This is a genomic window from Embleya sp. NPDC127516, assembly GCF_044765325.1.
Classification (GTDB): domain Bacteria; phylum Actinomycetota; class Actinomycetes; order Streptomycetales; family Streptomycetaceae; genus Embleya.
The window spans coordinates 1-17,830 of record NZ_JBIWJT010000050.1; the positions used below are offsets into that span (position 1 = coordinate 1).

A 17,830-nucleotide genomic window follows, 5' to 3' on the forward strand; every position below is an offset into this window, starting at 1 on the left:
CTCTTTGGGCGTTCTTTCCCGCGTGTTCCTGTTGTTGGGGGGGCCCCGCGGTTTCCGTTTGGGGGGGCACACGGGCTTTGCGGGGGGGGTTTTTAACTTTTGGGTGGCAACCCCCCGCGGCCGTTGTTCGTATCTGCTCGATTCGGTTCCGCCGGCCTGCTCGATGGTGCATCGTGGAAGCCCGCACGGGGGTGTACGGGTGTTGGCCGAATAACGGTTCGGAACCGAGCGTGTCCCAGTGATCGCGATCGGTGCCCGTTACCCCTCGCGTTGCTGCTAGAACGTTGCCGAACACCCGAGGTGTGCCTCGCGCCCGCGGGGCCGACAGCAGGGGGGACGCCACATTGGTGCTGCCTGTCCGCCGGGGAGCGCCACGGCCGGCGCCCTCCACACGGCGTCCACGACGGTTGGCCTGCGCGGTTCTGCTCGGCGCGCTCGCCCTGGCCCTGATACCCGGCCCGGCCGCCCGGGCGGCCGACCCCGCGGTGGGTGACCCCGGCCTCAAGGTCGCGCCCATCTCGTACGTGGTCCTGGCCGACGAGTCCGGCAGCCTCAAGGGCCCCGACCTGGACCGGGAGAAGGACGCCGCCGCGCTCGCCGCGCTCGGCGAGCTCTCGCCCGAATCGCGCGTGGGGGTGGTCGGCTTCGGCAGCGGCAGCGGCGTCAAGCCGCCGGTGGACGTGGTCTGTCCGATGACCGCGGTTTCCGATCCGGCGGTGGCCACGTGCGCGGACAAGCTGCACGCGCGCACCGATCAGGAGGGCAACAACACCGACATCCCGGCCGCGATCAGGCAGGGCGTGAGCATGCTGCGCTCGGCCCCCGCCGGCCAACCCAAGGTCCTGTTCGTGCTGACCGACGGCGCGATGGCGGTCGCGCCCGGCGAGGGCTACGGCACCGACGCCGCGCGGATCCCGGGCGAACTCGACAAGGCCCTGACCACCGCGCTGACCGAGGCGAAGGCCGCGGGCATACAGATCTGGCCACTGGGCTTCGGCAGCGGGATCGACGCCGCCCAACTGAACCGGATCGCGGACGGCGGCGCACCCTCGATCTGCTCGAATCGCCCCGAGGACAAGCCCAAGGCGATCACGGTCAAGGACTCCGGCGAGGTCGTGCAAACCCTGCGCAAGGCCTTCGGGACCGCGCGCTGCGCCGGGGTCACCCAGACCGACTCGACCGACGTCAACGGCGAGGCCGACCTGAACGTGACGATCCCGGCTATCGCCACCGACGTGGTCATCCAGGTGCAGAAGGCCAACGAGCACATCGAGACCACGTTCTTCGACCCGGACGGCAAGCAGGTCGACAACGCGCCCGGCACCGAACACCGCGGGCAGGGCTCGCGGACCGAGACGCTGCGGGTCACCGACCCCGTCGCGGGCAAGTGGCGGATCCACCTCAAGGCGCCCGCCGGGGCGTCCGGGCCGGTCAGCGCGGCCGCGCTGTGGCAGGGCGTGGTCAAGTCCTACGTGCAACTCAACCCGCCCCAGCCGACCGCGGGCGAGCCGGTGAAGTTCAGCGTCTTCCTGCAGACCCGGGAGAAGAACCTGACCGATCCGGCCGCGCTCAAGGGCGTCGTGGTGTCCGGGCACATCGAGGGTCCCGGGCTCAAGGCCGACATCCCGCTCCGGGCCGGCGACAAGGGCGAGTTCTTCAGCGACTACCGGATTCCGGCCGGGACCACCGGTCAGGTCAGCTTCACCGGCACCATCACCGCGCCGGGCGTCTCCGGCACCCGCGAGGTCAAGGCGGTCACCCTCGGCGGCGGGCCGGCCTCGGCCCTGGCCGAGATCCGCTGGGGCGACACCACGATCGAACCCGGCGGCAGCGTCGCGGGCACGGTGTCCTGGAAGGTGAACGACACCAGGCCGCACACGCTGCGCGTGGTCGCCGACTTCCCGGCCGACACCGGAGTGCGGATCACCGGGGCCGAGCAGAAGGTGACGGCCGGCTCCGACGAGTTCGGCTTCAAGCTCGCCTTCGGCAAGAACATCGCCAAGGGCGACCACACCGGCCGGGTCCGGGTGCTGGACACCACCGACGGCGACAAGGTGCTCTTCGAGACCACCCGCACCGTCACCGTCGAACCGCCGCCCGGCTTCTGGGATCGATACCTGTGGATGGTGATCGGGGCCGTCGTGCTGATCGCACTGCTGCTCGGCCTGCTCGGCTACCTCGCCAGGCGACGTGGACGCGCGCGGCGGATCGGACCGATCGCGCTGCGCCTGTACCGCGACGGGCAGCCGATCGGCGTGGAGACCCGGCCGCTGGACGAGCGGGCCGAGGCGATGTGGTTCCGGCTGGACACCACCGGCTTCCCGCCCCAACTGATCCCGCTGTATCAGCACGAACCCGGAACCTCGTGGATCGTGCGGCGGACCGCGGCGACGGGCACCCTGGACGTGGAGACCCCGTTGGGCGCGCATCTGCACCTGGACATGGGCCGGTCCACCGAGATCGAACCCGGGCTGGCGCTGGGCTGCACGGACGACCGCGTCCAGGGCGGGTCGCCGACCGAGGGCTCCGCCTCCGGTGATCCCTACAACCCCTACGGCTCCGCCGCGCCCACGGCCGCGCCCCCGCGCCCCTACGGCGAGGGCGCCTACGGATCCGACCAGCCGTACAACCCGTACGGCCCGTACGGTTCGGGACCCGCCTCGGATCCCGGGCCCGGTGCGGGCCCCGACGACACCACGTTCGGCTACGGACCACCGCGCTAGTGCCCGGGCCGGGAACGCTCACCGCTTCCCGGCCGCGGCACCGGTCCCCGACGCGGGATCCGAGTCACCCGAGCTCGCACGTCACGCACTTTTCGAGGAGGGCCCGTGGCAGCGCAAGGCCGCAGGGGCATGTCCATCCACCAGTCCATGCTGTTCGTGGGCCTGGGCGGCACCGGATGTCTGATCGGAGCCGAACTCGAGCGACGGCTGCGCGAGGAACTGTGCGGCGCCGACGGCACCGGCCTGATGCAGCGGCTCGGGGGCCAACTGGCCCCCTACCAACTGCCCAACTGCATCCAGTTCGTCTATGCCGACCTCAACGAGAACGAGTTGCAGCGCCAGCGCTTGCGGGCCGCACCGCCCGCGCATCGGGCCGCCGCGGATCGCAACGCGCATCTGACCACCCAACTCGTGCCGCCGCTGAACACCTATCCGGAGGTGGCCCGTTCGCTGCGGATCAACGCGGCGGAGGAGACCATCCCGTGGCTGCCCGCCCGCGAGGGCGAGCCACGCGTGACGCCGCTGCGGCGCGGTGCGGGGCAGTTGCCCACCGTCGGGCGCGCCGCGCTGTTCGAGACCTTCCGGCACGGACTCGCGCCCGCGATGGACCCGTTGCGTCGCGCGGTCGGCCTGATCAGCAACGGCAACGACCACCTGATGGCGCTCAGCGGCAGCCAGAACAACCGCAACACGTGCGACGTGTTCGTCGCGTTCTCGATCGCCGGCGGCACCGGTTGCGGGATCTTCTACGATTACCTGCACCTGATCGGCGAGGCGTTCTCGCAGGGTTACGACGGGATCAAGATCTATCCTCTGGTGCTGATGCCGTCCGCGTTCGACGAGGAACGCGGCGGCGGCCGGCCCGCGGTGCTCAACGCCGGTCGGGCGCTGCTGGACCTGTTCCAATTGGTCGACGACCAGAACGGGCAGTACGCGCAGGAGGAACTCGACACCGGACTCGGCGCGCCGGCGGGCAATCTGGCCGTGCGCTACCCCGGTCTGGAGTCCACCCGGCTCAAGGCGGGCACCGTCCAGACCGGCTTCCTGTTCAGCCGCACCAGCGGGATCGAGCGCGAGGACCTGCACCGCTCGGTGGTCTCCCTGGTGATGTCGCTGATCGGCACCGGCCTCAACCCGGGCGGGGCCGAGTTGGAGAACGCGGTCATCCAGGGCGACCTGTACCAGTCCTTCGCGGACAGCTTCATCAACGAGGGCGTGCGCCGCGAGGTGCCCGCGCCCAGCGGGATCGGCGCCTGCGGGGTGTCCACGAGCCTGGTCGCGTCGATGACCGTGCCGGTGGACGAACTCGCCGACATCGTCGCCGGCCGGCTGCTGGCCCAGGCGGTGCGCGATCTGACCTCGGACGTGCGGGTGTCCTCCGAGGCCAACCTGGAGCAGATCAAGTCGTTCATGTCGGTGGCCGGTCTGAGCGAACTGTGGTTGTGCGCGCCGCCGCACGTGGCCGACCCGTCGCCGGCCAAGGGCGCGGCGGGCATCATGCAGGCGCTCAACGCGCGTACCCGGGCGATGGAACAGGCGCTGCGCCAGCAGGAGGCCCAGTTGCGGGCGCACACCGCGCAATTGGCCGAGGACTTCAACCACGCCCGCGGCATCCGCCAACTGCTCGCCGACGGAGACCTGTTCCGGGCCCGTCGGGTGCTCTTCGGCGACCGCAGGCTGTACAGCGACGCGGACCGGCCGGGAGTGGCCGGCCTGCTCGCGCACTGCAGCACCGAACCCACGCCGCCGCCCGGGATCACCGTGAACGCGCCGCACATCCCGGCGATCAAGGACCGCGCGGGCGGGGTGGTCAAGGCCAAGTGGGGCGACCCCGAGGTGCAGCGCGCGCTGAACGCGCAGCAGCAGTGGTTCGAATGGCGCTCACGCCGCAACTGGCACGCCCAGTGGGGCGGTCAGGCCGAGGTGTGGGATCGCAAGATGGTCTATCTGCGGCACGTCGTGGACGGCCTGGCGCAGTCCTTCAACGACCACCGCGACCAGGAGGAGGCGAACTTCGGCCGGGCCACCCGGGAGTTGTACCGCCAGCGCTCCGGGGTCTCCTACCTGTTGCCGCCGCAGGGCAATCTGGAGTCGTTCTACCGCCAGGTGCTGCGCCGCTTCGTGGACCGCGAGCGGCTGCCCGAGACGGCCGGCGCCGCGCAGATCGTCGGCAAGCTGCTCGGCACGAGCATCTGGCAGCGCGCCTACGAGATGGGCGAGGAGCGCGAGGGCGGCCCGGCCGCCGTCACCTATGTGCGCGACCAGATCAAGCAGCACGTCAAGACCCTGTTCGTGCAGGCGGGCGAGCTCAACGCGCAGCCGCTGCTGCCGCCGGTGCGCGACCTGCTCACGCGCGCGGCGACCCGGCGCGGGGTCGCGGTGGGCGAGGAGGACCTCGAACAGTTCGTGCAAAAGCTCGCGGGCATGTTGCCCAACGGCTTCTCGCCCGAGGGCAGCGGCGAACTCAAGGTGCTGATCGCCCATCCGGGCACCTCGCACGACTCGGACGTGCGGCAGTACCTGGAACGCATGTTGAACATCCCCAACGAGCCGTCCCGCAAGATCGAGTTCCGCGCGGTCGAGCAGGAATCGATCGTGGTGGTGCTCTTCCGCAGCGCGATGAGCCTGACCGAGGTGCCCGAGGTGCGCCAGGTGCTCGCCCAGTGGTCGCGCTCGCTGGACCGGCAGGACCCGGTCGACTTCCTCAAGTGGCGCCAGCGGCTGGGCTTCACCTACGACTGGCTGGCCACCACCGAGGGACACCGGGTGTACATCCTGCACCGGCTGCTGTGCGCGATGTGGAATGGGCAGGTCGAGGTGGGGCGCGGGGACCGGTCCTCGCCCGAGGTGATCGACATTCGGCTGCCGCACGGGCCGACCGTGATGCGGCTGCCGCTGCGCCCGTTCGATCGGGCCTCCTCGTGGGGCAGCCTGCTGCGCGCCTACGAGGAGTGGACGCTGACCGACGACGCCTCGGTACGCCGGGAGTTCGCCAAACAGTTGATGCTCACCTACCCGGAGGGGCTGGGCGCGCGCGTGGGCGAACCCTCGGCGCTGTATCGGCACTTCGTGCACGAGGTGGCGCCGCGGCAGGTCAAGGTGCTCAAGGAGCTGCGCGATCGGCTGCCGGAGCGCAGCCGGGGCTGGGCGGAGGAGCTGCTGCGGTTGTGGGAGATCACCCTGCCCGCCGCGCTCGACCTGCCCTTCCCGCACCAGGCCACCACCCGCAACTCGCTGCGCGAGTTGGAGTACGACGACTCGGGGCCGGTCGACGAGTACGGGTACGACGGGGGCCGCGCCGAGCGCGACCGGGCACCGGACGAGTGGGGCCGCGCGCGGGACGAGCGCGGCTTCGAGCGGGATCGGCGGGCGGGCGACCGCAGGCGCGACGAGCGCGACGAGCGGGACGAACGGGACGAGCGCGCCGAGCGCGCCGAGCGCGAGTGGCGTGAGGGGCAGCGGCCGCAGAGTCGGGACGGCCGGGAGTGGGAACGGCGGGACGGGCGCGACCCGGGCGAACCGGCGTTCGACCGGGGCGAACCGGATCGGCGCGACGGGCGCGCGCCCAGGGGCCCCGAGCGGTGGCACGACGCGAGCGAGTCGCCCGAGTTGCCCGACACCCGCGACCTGGGGCGGCCGAGCCTGGACAAGCCGGAGCCGCGCGACCGGGGTCGACAGGACCGGGGCGACCGGGACCGGCACGAGGCCCCGGAGCGGCCGCCGGGTCCGCAACGGCGCGGCCGGCACGAGCCGTACGACCCCTACGATCCGTACGACCCGGGCGAGCCGCGCGAGGCCCGCGGGCCGCTGGACCCCCGGCACGCCGGCGACGCGCACGACCCGTATCGCGACCGTGACCCGCGCGATCCGTTCGACCCGCGCGAGCGAACCGGGCGCGACGACGCGGATCCCGACGATCGCACGGTGCGCCTGGACGGCCTGGACGGGACCCTGCGGTTGCCCGACGAGCACGACGACCGCGAGCTGCCCGGGGGTGGCTGGTGACCGACTCCGTCGACCCGGGCGTGCCGCGCCCGTTGGTGATCGTCGTCGACCTGCGCACCGAGTACGACACGGTGCTGGCGGCCAGGCGGTTCGCCGACGTGCAGACCGCGTACGCCCGCACCCGGGTGCCCGCGGGCACCCGCAACGTGGACGCGGACCGCGTGCTCGTGCTCGACTCGGTCGAGGAACTGGTCGCCCACCGGCAGGCGTACGAGCGGATCTTCGCCGGCATGTACAGCAAGGTCGTGTGCGTCGCGGTCGGCGCGCCCGTGGACGGCTCGATCGTGCTGCGCCGCCCCGGCCAACTCGCGGGCAGCGACGCGGCCACGCTGTGGGTCGGCGACGTCCGGGGCACGGACTGGGCACCGGGCCGCGCGCCCGGTGTGACGCTCAGCCCCGACGACGCGGACGCCCTCGCGCCGCTGGTGGACGTGCTCACCCAGCCCGAGGTGTTCGACCACGTGCTCGCCGGCGTGACCGAGATGCCCCGCTCGATCGCCGCGCCCGGGATGACCGCGTTCGTCCAGCGCATCCGCGACGACGCGGTACAGCGGGCCCGGATCCGCGCGGTACAGCGACTGTCCGGCGCCGAGGGCGGCGTGGACGAGCCGTGGCCCGAACCGCTCGCCGCGCTCGCCGACGACCAGGGCCCGGGCCCGGTCGCCGCCGGCGGCATCCGCGAATGTGTGCGTGCGGACAGCCCGCTCGGCGGCCGGTGGGCACACGCCGACCAGGGCTTGGGGCACGCGCAACGACGCCTGTCGCTGCTTGCCGGCCCGCTCGCGCTGTACGGCTCGGCGGGTCACGACGGGCGCCCGATCCACGAACAGGTCGCCGACGCCGCGACCGCGCTGCTCGAGTACCGCGACCTGGTCCGGCAGACCGTGGGCCGCGGCGCGGCCGGCCTGGACGCGGACGGGCGGGCCTGGTTGGACCAGGTCGGCGTGCTGATCCCGGAGCCGCCCGGCGTGGGCGCGACCTCGGTGGCCGGCGCGCTGTACGAGCGCACCGCCGCCGCCTTCGACCGGCCCGAGGGCCTGCGCGGACTGGCCGAGCGGCTGCGCGAGCTGGCCGACCGGATCGCCCCGGGCGCGGGTGCCTCGCGAGCCCACGAGGTGGACCGGACCTGCTCGGACGCCTTCCTCGGGCACTACCTGCGCCCGGCCGCGTTCCCGCTCGGCCCCGGGCACGTCGGGGTGGTCGGCGCCGCGCTGGTCGGCTCGTTCCTGACCGCGCTGTGGCCCGCCTTCGGGGTGGTCGGCGCGGGCCTGGCGGTGCTGCTCGCGGTGCTCGGGTCGACCCTGATCACCGTGCGCCGCCCCGACCGCGCGGGCCGCCCGACGCTGCCCGGCGAGGCGCTGCCGATGATCGTCGTGGCCGGCCTGGTCGCCCTGGTCGGCGCGGTCTGCGGACTGCTCGCCGGACGGGCGTGGGATCCACCGACCGGCGTGGGTCCGCTCGCGCTGGTGCTCGGCCTGGCCGTACTCGTGGTGCTGCCCGGCGTGGACTGGACGGTGCGGGTCCGGCGCTGGGAGCGCGCGTTGGCGCTCGGCGCGGCCACCCGGGCGTTGCACGCGCTGCACGCGCTGCTGGTGCGCACGGTGTGGAACGACTGGGCGCTGGCCGGTCCCCGGCGCGAGGCGGTGGACCGGGCGACCGTGCTGGCCGCGCTGCTGGAGGAGAGCGCCAAGACGCTCGCCGAGGACGCGGCGGTGATCGAGCGGCAACTGACGGGCGAACCGGTGGGGCCCGACCCGGGCGCGCCCGCGTTCGGCACCGCCGGCTACCCGACCCCCGGCCGCCCCGCGCCGCCCTCGGCCCCGCCGCCGAGCGCGGGCGCGAGCCTGTACGACACCGTGCTCGCCGACCTGGTGGACGGGCTGCACGCCGCGTTCGAACCGCTGTGGCCGCTGCTCGAACGCGACCCGGCGGAGGCCTCGCGGCGCGGCGCGCGACCCGAACTGCGACCGGTGCTGCGTGCCTACGCCGACCACCTCGCGCACAACGGCGTCCAAGCCGCGCCGCCGTTCGCGCGCCGGGCCCAGGACCGCCCGCACGTGGGCGACACGGCCGGCGGCGACGCCGAACGCATCGCCGAACTGCTCGGCCAACCCGCGGACCGATCCATGCTGCAACTGTGCGCGGCCGACCAGCTGGTGCTGCTCGACCACGCCCCATCGCACACCCGCAGCGTGCGTTTCGCACCGCGCGGGGTGCGTCCGGCCGTCCGCGAGGCACTGCGCGACCGCGGCTCCGGGCACCTGATCGAGCACGAACTGGTGTGGACCGGCGGTGGCCGGATGGCCGGTGTCCTGCGCCTGATGCCGCTGCTGCCGGGCTCGGTGGACGACGCGCGGATGTGGGAGGAGAGCGCGGACGGCGCGCCGACCCAAGACCTCGGCGAGCCGGGCGCACGCCGCGACGACGGGTGGGCGTCGTGAGCGGGCCGGGCGCGCCCGGGCGCGCGGGCGAGGCCCGGGAGGAGAAGCTCGGGTACACCGACCCGGAGGGCCGCTCGGTGGAACGCCGCGTCGAGTTCGGCCCGGACCGGCCGACCCGGCCCGGCGAGCCCTTCCGGGTCCGCGACGTGCGCGACGTGGAGGACGGCAGCACGTTCGTACAAAAGCGCCTGGGCCCGCTGGACGCGCGCCGCCGGGTCGGCGCCGAGGCCGCCCTGGAGACCGAGATCCGGGTGCTGCTCCGGCTCGTGCGCACCTTCGGACCGGCCGGCTACCCGCGCGAACTCGCCCTGGTGGCCGGGCACGACTTCGACGGCGTCGAGCCGTTCGTGCTGCTGGAGGCGGCGCCCTGCCCACCCGCCGAGGACGTGGTCGGCAAACTGCTGACCGAGGAACAGGAGGCGTTTCGCCGCGCGCTCTTTCGCACCGTGCGCCACCTGGAGACGGCCGGCGTCGTGCACGGCGATCTGACCCCCGCCAGTGTGCGCTGGCAGCGCGAGCAACGCCGTTTGTACGTCGCCGACTTCGGCCACGCCGCGCTCGCCGGGGAACCGCGCAGCAGCCTGGGCACCGCTCTGTGGGCCGCGCCGGGCCCGCTGCGCGGTCCCGGACCCGCCGACCCGCGCGACGACCTGTGGTCGGCCGCCCAGGTCGCCTACCACGTCACCACCGGCCGCCCGGTCCGCCAAGGTCTGATCCCGGTCGGCGTGGAGAGCCAAGGCGTGTTGTACGACCTGCTCCAAGGCGTGTTCGAGCAGGACCCGCTGCGCCGGCCGGGCGCGGCGGAACTGCTGCGCCGGCTGGCCGAGCCGGACCCTTACGTGCGCGGCTACGCCCAGTACGACCCGCTCGCCGAGGGCCGACGCGGCTACGAGGCGGCCCTGGAACGCAAGCGCACACGGATGCCGTTGGCCGGCCAACCGCCGCCGCGACACGACCCGCCCGACGCCGGCGGACCCAGGTCGCCGTCGGTCCCGCCCAAGCCCGCGAACCCGCCGGCCGCCGAGCCCAGGCCGAGCCGGTTCCGGCTCTTCGGAAAGAACCAACCCGGTTGAACGCGACGGCAGGTGAGGTCGGCTGATGTTGCATCAGATCGTGTACCGCTGGGACCCCGACGGACTGCTCGGGCGTCGCGGCGTGGTCCCGGTCGCCACGTCGCTGGGGCGCGACGAGGTCTTCGGCTGGCATACCCGGACCCGGCTGGCCGAGGCGGTCACGGTGGACTACGGCGATCCCGCCTGCCCGGCCTCCAGCGTGTGTCTGCTCGACACCCCGCTGGGCGTAGCGCTGATCCGGCGCGAGTTCGCCCCGGACGCGCACCAGCGGCTGAACAACTCCGCACACGTCCTGGTCGGCCCCCGGGACAGCATCGCGCCGTTCGACGCCATCGCGTGGGGCTCGCTGGCGACCCGCGCACCCGGCGCGCTCGACCTGGACCGGATCCCGCCCGGCTACGGCCTCAAGCCGCTCGCCGACGAGCGGCTGGCCGAGGCCTTCGAGATCGCCGCCGGGGACCTGCACGAGCGGGCCCGCCGGCTAGGCGACCCACTGGAGGTGCTCACCGCGGCGGTGCTGCGCCGGCCCCGGGCCCGGATGGCCCTGCTGCCGGCCACCGCCGAAGACGCCACCGTGCTGCTGTGGGGACTGCAACACCTGCTCACCGCGCTGCTCCCGGGGCCGTGGACGTTCTCCACGTTCGAGGTCGACGACACCGCCCCCGATCCCAAGGGCGCGCCGCGCTTCGTCACGCTGCCCCGCGTGCCCGGGACCGCGCCGGGGACCCGGGTACGGGTCGACCTGACCGGGAACGGCGAGCCGTTCGACGCGCACCGCGAACTCGCCCGGCGGATGGTGAAGCACTACGTGGGAGAGGGGTGGGCGGGCTTCCACCGACTCCTGAACACGCCCACCGAGGTGCACACGCTGCCCGAGGCGACCCGCGTGGAGGCGATCCGCAGCCGCCTCGACGGGCTCGCCCCCCGCCCGGAACCGCGCGCCCGACCGCGCCGAACCTCGCCGAATTCGCCCGGCTCACCCGGGGAACCGGTCGAGCCGCCGCACGAGGGCACCCGCGAGATGCCCCGTACACCGCCCACGCCGACCGCGTCCGCGACCTCCTCCACGGCCGCTCCGACCGCCGGCCCCGTCGACTCGAATCGAGCCGTGGTGCGCTGCCCCTACTGCCTGGACCTGGTCCGCTGGGACGAGAACGACCTCTACGAACGCGACGACCGACTGCGCTACGAACGGGTGGACCTGAGCACGGTCACCGACCCGGTCAAGCGGCACGACCGGATGCGCGCGACCTTCATGCGCTGCCCCAACCCCACCGGGGACGAGGAGCGTGAACACTTCCTGCCGACCAACTACCTGATCCACGAGCCGCCGTTGGTGGTCGGCCTGATCGGGGACGGCCTCTCCGGCAAGACCCACCTGCTCGCCGCGATGATCGCCGAGATCGACGCGGGCGGGCTGCGCCCGTACGGGGTCACCCATCAGCCGGTGGACCCCGCCCAGCATCAGGACTACCTGCACAACCGGGTCGACCCGCTCCAGCGCGGCCACATGCTCGCGACCACGGTCAACCACCAGGGCAACCTGGTCCAGTTCGCCGACGCGCTGCTGCTGCGCTCGGGCGGTCGGAGCCGACCGATCGCGTTCTTCGACGTCAGCGGCGAGGACCTGGCCAGGGGCGGCCGGGAGATGCAATTCCTGGCCGCCGCCGACGCGTTCGTGTTCGTGGTGGACCCGGTGGTCGCGGTCGACCTGCCGGAGCTGCGCCGACTGACCGGCGAGACCGAGGACATGCCGGGGACCCGGCGCGGCGACCGGACCTTCGCGGCGGTGATGGACCGGTTGCCGCGTCGGGCGGAACTGCTCGACCAGCCGGTCACGGTCGCGGTGACCAAGTCCGACCTGATCCGCTTCGAGCCGCCCGTGGACGCGTGGCTGGGCTCGCACGCGCCGCGCGCAGGTGTGGTGGACCCGGCCAGGGTGGCCGCCGAGAGCCGGGACGTGTACTCGTTCCTGTACGCCCACGACGCGGCGGCCTGGCTCAGCCCGTTCGAGGAATTCCGGCGCTGCACGATGCACTTCGTGTCGGCCACCGGCGCGCGCGACCGGGACGGCCGGTTCCCCGGCGGCATCCGGCCGCGCCGGGTTCTCGAACCCGTCGTGTCGATCCTCGCGATGTGCGACATGCTCGATCAGGCCGGCAGCGAGCGGGTGGGGGTGTGAGATGGCATCGGACACCGGAGCGGACGAGGCGGATCGGCTGGATCAGATCGTCTATCGCTGGAGCTACGGGAACCTGCTCGGCCACAAGGGCATGGGTCCGGTCGCCACCTCGCTGACCTTCGACCGCCTGCGGGACTGGCACGGGGGTCTGGACAGCCATGTCTCGATGGACCGTTCGCTGCCGGAGACGCCCGAGTGGAGCGTGTGCCGGGTGCGGCTGGAGGAGCGGCACGCGCTGATCCTGCGCGAGGCCGCGATCCACGGCACCAACCGGCCCGGCAACAACGCCCACGTGCTGCTCGACCCCGGTCTGCGGGTGCAGGCGCACACGATGCTGGCGATCGCGTGGCTGCACGGCCGGCACGGCGGTGGACTGACCGGATCGCACGTCCGGCTCGCCGACGTGCCGGACACCGTGCCGATGCGCGGCGCCTCGATCCGCCCGGACGCGTTCGACCCCGACGTGCACGAGGACATCCGCCGGCACGCGCGCGACCACGCGGAACTGGTCGAGATCGTGCTCGCGGCGGTACTGCGCGACCACCGGCGGCACTTCACCCTGCACCTGGACGACGTCGGCCCGGACATCGTGCCGCTGCTGTGGGGCGTGTTCGACCTGGCGCAGTGGGTGGCGCCCGGGCGATGGACCTTCTCCACCTACGAGACCAGCGACGCGATGGTCAAGCCGCGCTTCGTGCTGGTCCCGCGCTGGCCCAACACCCCCGAGCCGGCCAACCGGCTGCGGATCGACCCGCGCGCCGAACCGCAGCCGGGGCGGGACGTGTTCCGCGACGCCGCCGGGATCCTGGTCCAGCAGTACTGCACCCGTCCGTGGGAGGAGGTGCAGCGCACGCTGGTCAAGATCGACGCGGCGGCCCGGCCCGGCGCGTCGTTCCTGGACCGCGCCAACCTGGTGCGCGACCTCGAACCGGACGCGACGCGCCTGGTGCGCGCGGTCGACCCGGCGCCCCGCGAGGATCCGGCGGCCGGGACGAGCGGGTCCGACGACCCGGGCCGGGGGTGGTCGGCGGCCGGGTACTCCGACGATCCGGGGGTGACCGGCTACACGGACACCTGGGCCACCGACGACGAGTCGGACGGGTTCGACGACGCGTACGAGTCGGACGAGTCGGACCGGTCGTACGAGAGCGATGAACCGGACGGGCGGGACGAGCGGGACGCGCGCAACGGGCGGCACCCGGACAGCGGGTACGTCCCGCTCGACGAACCCGACGCGTGGGGCGCTCGGCGTAATGGGTGGGACACGTTCCGGGGCGACGGGGGGCACATACCCAGGGTCGGTGAGCGGGACCGGCGGGACGGGCGCGAGTCGGATCGGTCGATCCCGCCGCCGGGCGGCCCGCCCGTACCCGTACCGCCCCGCCCGGACCGACTCGTGCCCGCCCGGCCCGAGTCGGGCGGATCCGAGAGTCGCCCGGCGCTGCCGACGGCCGACTCCGGGCGGACCGGGCGCGGCACGATGGACTGGCCGACCTGGGAGGCGTTGCACGCGACCCGGTCCGGCTTCGAGGCGCTGGGACTGGCCGCCGGCGAGATCTTTCGGTCCAACGGCCACGAGACGCGGGAGTTCCGCGAGGCGCTGGAGCGGGTCGACCCGGACACGCTCGCGGTCGCGCTGCTGCTCGCCGGGCCGCCGCTGCTGACCCCGGTGGTCTACCGCCTGGCCCAACTCGTGCACCGCACGCACGAGGAGCGGCGCCGGCTGGACAAGCACACCCAGGCCGCCTTCGCGACGGTGCTCGCTCGGCTGCACGAGGACATCAAGACCCTCGACGGCTGCGGCGTGCCGCGCGAGTCGCTGAGCCTGTTGTTGTGGGAGATGACCGAGCGCGTCGTCGCACACGGCAGACTCGGCACTTTCGGTACCGACGTCGCGGGCACGGTCTGGCGGCTTCGTACGTCGTTTCGGGTGTGGGAGGACTATCGGCGGGCCCTGTGGAGCGCGCTGCGATCCACCCGCTATCGCGAGTCGTTCCTGCTCGAATACGGTCGGCTCGCCCTGGAGGACCTCGACAGCACGCCGGACAGGACGGAAGCGCAGCCATGACGGTACGGACGGCGCAGCCGCGCGGGAAGGACACACCGACCGCCGCCGACGCGGGCGGGTTTCGGCAGATCGTCTACCGACGCCAAGAGGACAGCCTGCTCGGCGGGCGCGGCCTGGGGCCGATCGCGGCCTCCGTGTCCCGGGACGAACTCCCGGGCTGGCACGACGAGGTGCGCGAGCACGTCGCGGTCGACGCGGACGATCGCGGCGCGCCGGTGACCAGCGTCGCGCTGGTGCACACCGGTCGGGGCGCCGCGGTGATCCGGCGCGAGTACGTGGTCGACGGGAACAACGCGCGGGTTCTGCTCGACCCGGGCCGCGACCTGGGCCCGCACGCCGCGCTGGTGCTCACCCAGGACGCGGTGTGGGCGGGCGAACCCGCCCTGGAGGATATCCCGCGCGGTTACGGACTGGCCCCGCTCGCACCGGACTTCGTGGCACGCGCGCTGGACGCGCACGCCGAACGGCTGCGCGGGCGGGCTCGCGAGCAGGCCTATCTGCTGGAGGTCGCGGTCGCCGCCGTGCTGCGCCACCCGGGCCGGTTCTTCTCGTTTCAACAGCGGGACGTCGGGATCGACCCGGTGCCGATGTTGTGGGGGCTCTCCGACCTGCTGCTGTGGCTGGTGCCGGTGTCCTTCACGTTCTCCACGTTCGAGACGCTGGACCACTCGGCCAAGCCGAGGTTCGTGGTGTTGCCGCGCCGGCCCCGGGACGCGCAGCCGTGGGCGGGTCGCTATCGACTGGTGGTCCGGGAAGAGCCCAAGGCGGGTTCGGATGTGCACGCGCACGCGGCGGCGCTGCTGGTGAGCCGGTACACCGACACCGACTGGCCGGGCATCCACCGGCTCCTGGAGGGCATGCGCGACCTGCGCCGGTTCCCGCACGAGCGGGCCGAGGAGCGCTCCCGGGAGATCTGCACCCGGCTGGGCCGGTGGAGTGCGGCCCCTCGAACGCCGGTCGCGGAGGTCGTGGCGCAGGCCGAGGAGGTCGCCGAGGCCGCGTCGGAGCCGGTTCCCGAGCCCGCCCTGGTGGCCGCGGTGGTCCCGGCACGGGTCGAGCGGGTCGAACGGGTCGCGTCGGCCGAGCGGGTCGAGCGCGAGCCGCGGGTGGTCACCGTGTCGGCGGCCGAGGAGGAGCCGGCCTTCCCGTACGCGGCGGAGCCGGTCCGGACGTCGGTGTCGGCGCGAGCCGAGGCGCCGGCTCCCTCGTCCGCGGCCTCGTCCCCGTCCTCGCCGTCTTCGGCGACGGCGCGTGCGGGGGAACCGGCGGAGGCCGCCGAGGCCGCGGACGTGACCTGGTACGCCGACGACGGCGCGGTGTTCGAGGAGATCGAGGACGCCTTCACCGGGCCCTGGCCGGGTTTCGAGGAGGAGCGCGGCGAGCTGCCGATACCCGCCCTGCCGTTCGCCGAGGACGACCCGGACACCGACGCGGATGCCGGGGCCGGGGCCGATCCCGAGTCCGGCGGCGCGGGCAGTCCGCCCGCACCGGGCGCGCTGCCCGCGAGCGCCGGCAACGCGCCGTGGAGCATGTGGGCCGGGTACGGCATCCCGGACACCGAGGTGGACAAGATACGACGCGCGGTCAAGCGCCTTCCGGACAAGCCCACGCTGCGCGAGCGCGCGCTCGGCGGCGGCGCGGCCAAGACCGAGGTCGCCGGCATCGACAACATCGTCACGCTCGCGGTCGCGCTGCGCCTCGCCGATCTACGGGTGTTGCCGGTGCTCGCGGACCGGCTGACCACTCGGCTGGAACAGCGCCGACGGCAGCTCGCGCCGGAGGCCTGGAACCCGGACGACCTGCTGGCGATGCGCGAGACGCTGCTGGACGCCGAGCAGTTCGGCGACCGCCTCGACGCGTCCGGCGCGGGCGAAAAACGCACCCGCAAGCTGTTCGAGCAACTGCTCGTGGTGGTGCTCGCGCCCAAGACCGACACCAAGGGCGTGCTGCGCCAGATCGCGATCTGCGTGCTCTCCGACCGCCGGGACCGCTCACCGAACCCGCTGATCGAGGAAATCCTGCTCAACTCCCAGTGGGGCGAGGAGTTCCGCACCGAACTGGGCCGGCGCTGGGCGGAGCAGAACCCGCCGCGCTGACCGCCGGCCGCGCGATGGGGTGACCGCGCGGCCGGTGACCGCGCGGTTTCGTCGTCGCGCCGACCGGTCGGGCGAACCGGCACGGGTGCGCGCGACCGGGCCGATCTGCGGCCCGGTCGCGCGTGCCACCGGCTCAGCGCTGTACGGTCCAGCCGCCGCCGCGCAGCGCCGTCGTGAGCGCCTCGACCCGCTGCGGATCCACCTGGAGCTCGACCAGACCGGTCGGGCGGCCCTGCGCGTGGTCGATCCGGATGTCCTCGATGTTGACCTCGGCCCGGCCCACGTCGGCGAACAGCCGGGCCAGCTCGCCCGGCCGGTCCGGGACGACCACCGGGACGGCCTCATACCGCGCTGCCGGCTCACCGTGCTTGCCCGGGATTCGCGCGTGCCCGGCGTTGCCGCGCCGCAGCAGCGCCGCGACGCCGCGCGAACCCAGCTCGCGCTTGGCCTCGTCGTCCGCGGCGAGCGCGCGCAGCGAGCCGACCACGGTGTCCAGGTCGCTCGCCAACCCGGCGAGCACATCCGCGACCGCGTTCGCGTTGGCGCCCAGGATGTCGACCCACAGGCTCGGGTCCGAACCCGCGATCCGGGTCACGTCCCGGACGCCCTGGCCCGCGAGCCGGGTGTCGGTGTCCCGGGCGTCCTCCAGGCGCGCGGCCATCAGCGCGGACACCAGGTGCGGCGCGTGCGAGACCAGCGCGACCGCGTGGTCGTGATCGCGCGGCGCCATCACCACCGGCACCGCCCGGCACAGCGACACCAGTTCCAGCGCCCGATTCAGCGTCTCGGTGTCGGTCTCGCGCGAGGGGGTGAGCACCCACGGCCGGCCCTCGAACAGGTCGGCCCGCGCGGCCAGCGGCCCCGAGCGCTCGCGCCCGGCCAGCGGATGCCCGCCGATGTACCGGGTGAGGTCGCAGCTCAGATCCGCTATTTCGCGCAGCGGCTGCTCCTTGACGCTGGCCACGTCGGTGTACCCGAGCGCGAGCCCTTCCGACTGCACCTGGCGCAGCGTCTCGGCGATCCGCGCCGGCGGCACCGCGAGCACGGCCAGGTCCACCGGCTCCGGCGGTGTCGCCTCCTGGCCCGCGCCCATCGCCGCCGCCGTGCGCACCGCGGTGCTGTCCCGATCCCGGAGATACACGGTGACCCCCCGCGAGGCCAGCGCGAGTGCGACGGATGTGCCGATCAGTCCGGTGCCGACCACGGCGGCGGTACGCACGACGGGAACTCCAAGGGGCGGGT

General features: G+C 73.7%; 8 protein-coding genes. 7 read left to right on the forward strand and 1 reads right to left on the reverse strand.

The features are described from left to right. Positions 1-407: 407 nt before the first annotated feature. The 7 genes from ACIRL2_RS48040 to ACIRL2_RS48070 all read left to right on the forward strand — a co-directional run bounded on the left by ACIRL2_RS48040 (position 408) and on the right by ACIRL2_RS48070 (position 16,588). On the forward strand, positions 408-2,723 hold the full coding sequence (locus ACIRL2_RS48040) for a vWA domain-containing protein (RefSeq protein WP_402241585.1): 2,316 nt from the start codon (positions 408-410) through the stop codon (positions 2,721-2,723). A 105-nt stretch (positions 2,724-2,828) separates the two neighbouring features. Then, complete coding sequence (locus ACIRL2_RS48045) at positions 2,829-6,728, forward strand: tubulin-like doman-containing protein (RefSeq protein WP_395873797.1); 3,900 nt, start codon at positions 2,829-2,831, stop codon at positions 6,726-6,728. Further along, positions 6,725-9,169 carry a hypothetical protein gene (locus ACIRL2_RS48050; protein ID WP_395873798.1) on the forward strand — a complete coding sequence of 815 codons (2,445 nt, stop codon included), beginning with the start codon at positions 6,725-6,727 and terminating at the stop codon, positions 9,167-9,169. The genes ACIRL2_RS48045 and ACIRL2_RS48050 overlap by 4 nt, the downstream gene beginning before the upstream one ends. Beyond that, entirely contained in the window at positions 9,166-10,242 is a 1,077-nt protein-coding gene (locus ACIRL2_RS48055) for a protein kinase domain-containing protein (protein WP_395873799.1), read from the forward strand. Before ACIRL2_RS48050 ends, ACIRL2_RS48055 begins: the two co-directional genes overlap by 4 nt. Before the next feature lie 25 nt (positions 10,243-10,267). Beyond that, positions 10,268-12,424 carry a hypothetical protein gene (locus ACIRL2_RS48060; RefSeq protein ID WP_402241588.1) on the forward strand — a complete coding sequence of 719 codons (2,157 nt, stop codon included), beginning with the start codon at positions 10,268-10,270 and terminating at the stop codon, positions 12,422-12,424. Position 12,425: 1 nt separating this feature from the next. After that, positions 12,426-14,492, forward strand: a complete 2,067-nt coding sequence (locus ACIRL2_RS48065; protein ID WP_402241590.1) for a hypothetical protein — start codon at positions 12,426-12,428, stop codon at positions 14,490-14,492. Next, entirely contained in the window at positions 14,489-16,588 is a 2,100-nt protein-coding gene (locus ACIRL2_RS48070; protein ID WP_402241593.1) for a hypothetical protein, read from the forward strand. Before ACIRL2_RS48065 ends, ACIRL2_RS48070 begins: the two co-directional genes overlap by 4 nt. Positions 16,589-16,721: 133 nt before the next feature. On the opposite strand, the gene ACIRL2_RS48075 is transcribed toward ACIRL2_RS48070, so the two are convergent. Continuing rightward, positions 16,722-17,807: a prephenate dehydrogenase gene (locus tag ACIRL2_RS48075; RefSeq protein ID WP_395873803.1), complete on the reverse strand. Its 1,086-nt coding sequence runs from the start codon at positions 17,805-17,807 to the stop codon at positions 16,722-16,724. Between the last annotated feature and the right edge of the window lie 23 nt (positions 17,808-17,830).

What these genes read in the sequence shown, in the direction of transcription:
- ACIRL2_RS48065 (WP_402241590.1), top strand. Translation starts at nt 12,426, where the DNA reads ATGGCATCGGACACCGGAGCGGACGAGGCGGATCGGCTGGATCAGATC.
- ACIRL2_RS48060 (WP_402241588.1), top strand. Translation starts at nt 10,268, where the DNA reads ATGTTGCATCAGATCGTGTACCGCTGGGACCCCGACGGACTGCTCGGG.
- ACIRL2_RS48070 (WP_402241593.1), top strand. Translation starts at nt 14,489, where the DNA reads ATGACGGTACGGACGGCGCAGCCGCGCGGGAAGGACACACCGACCGCC.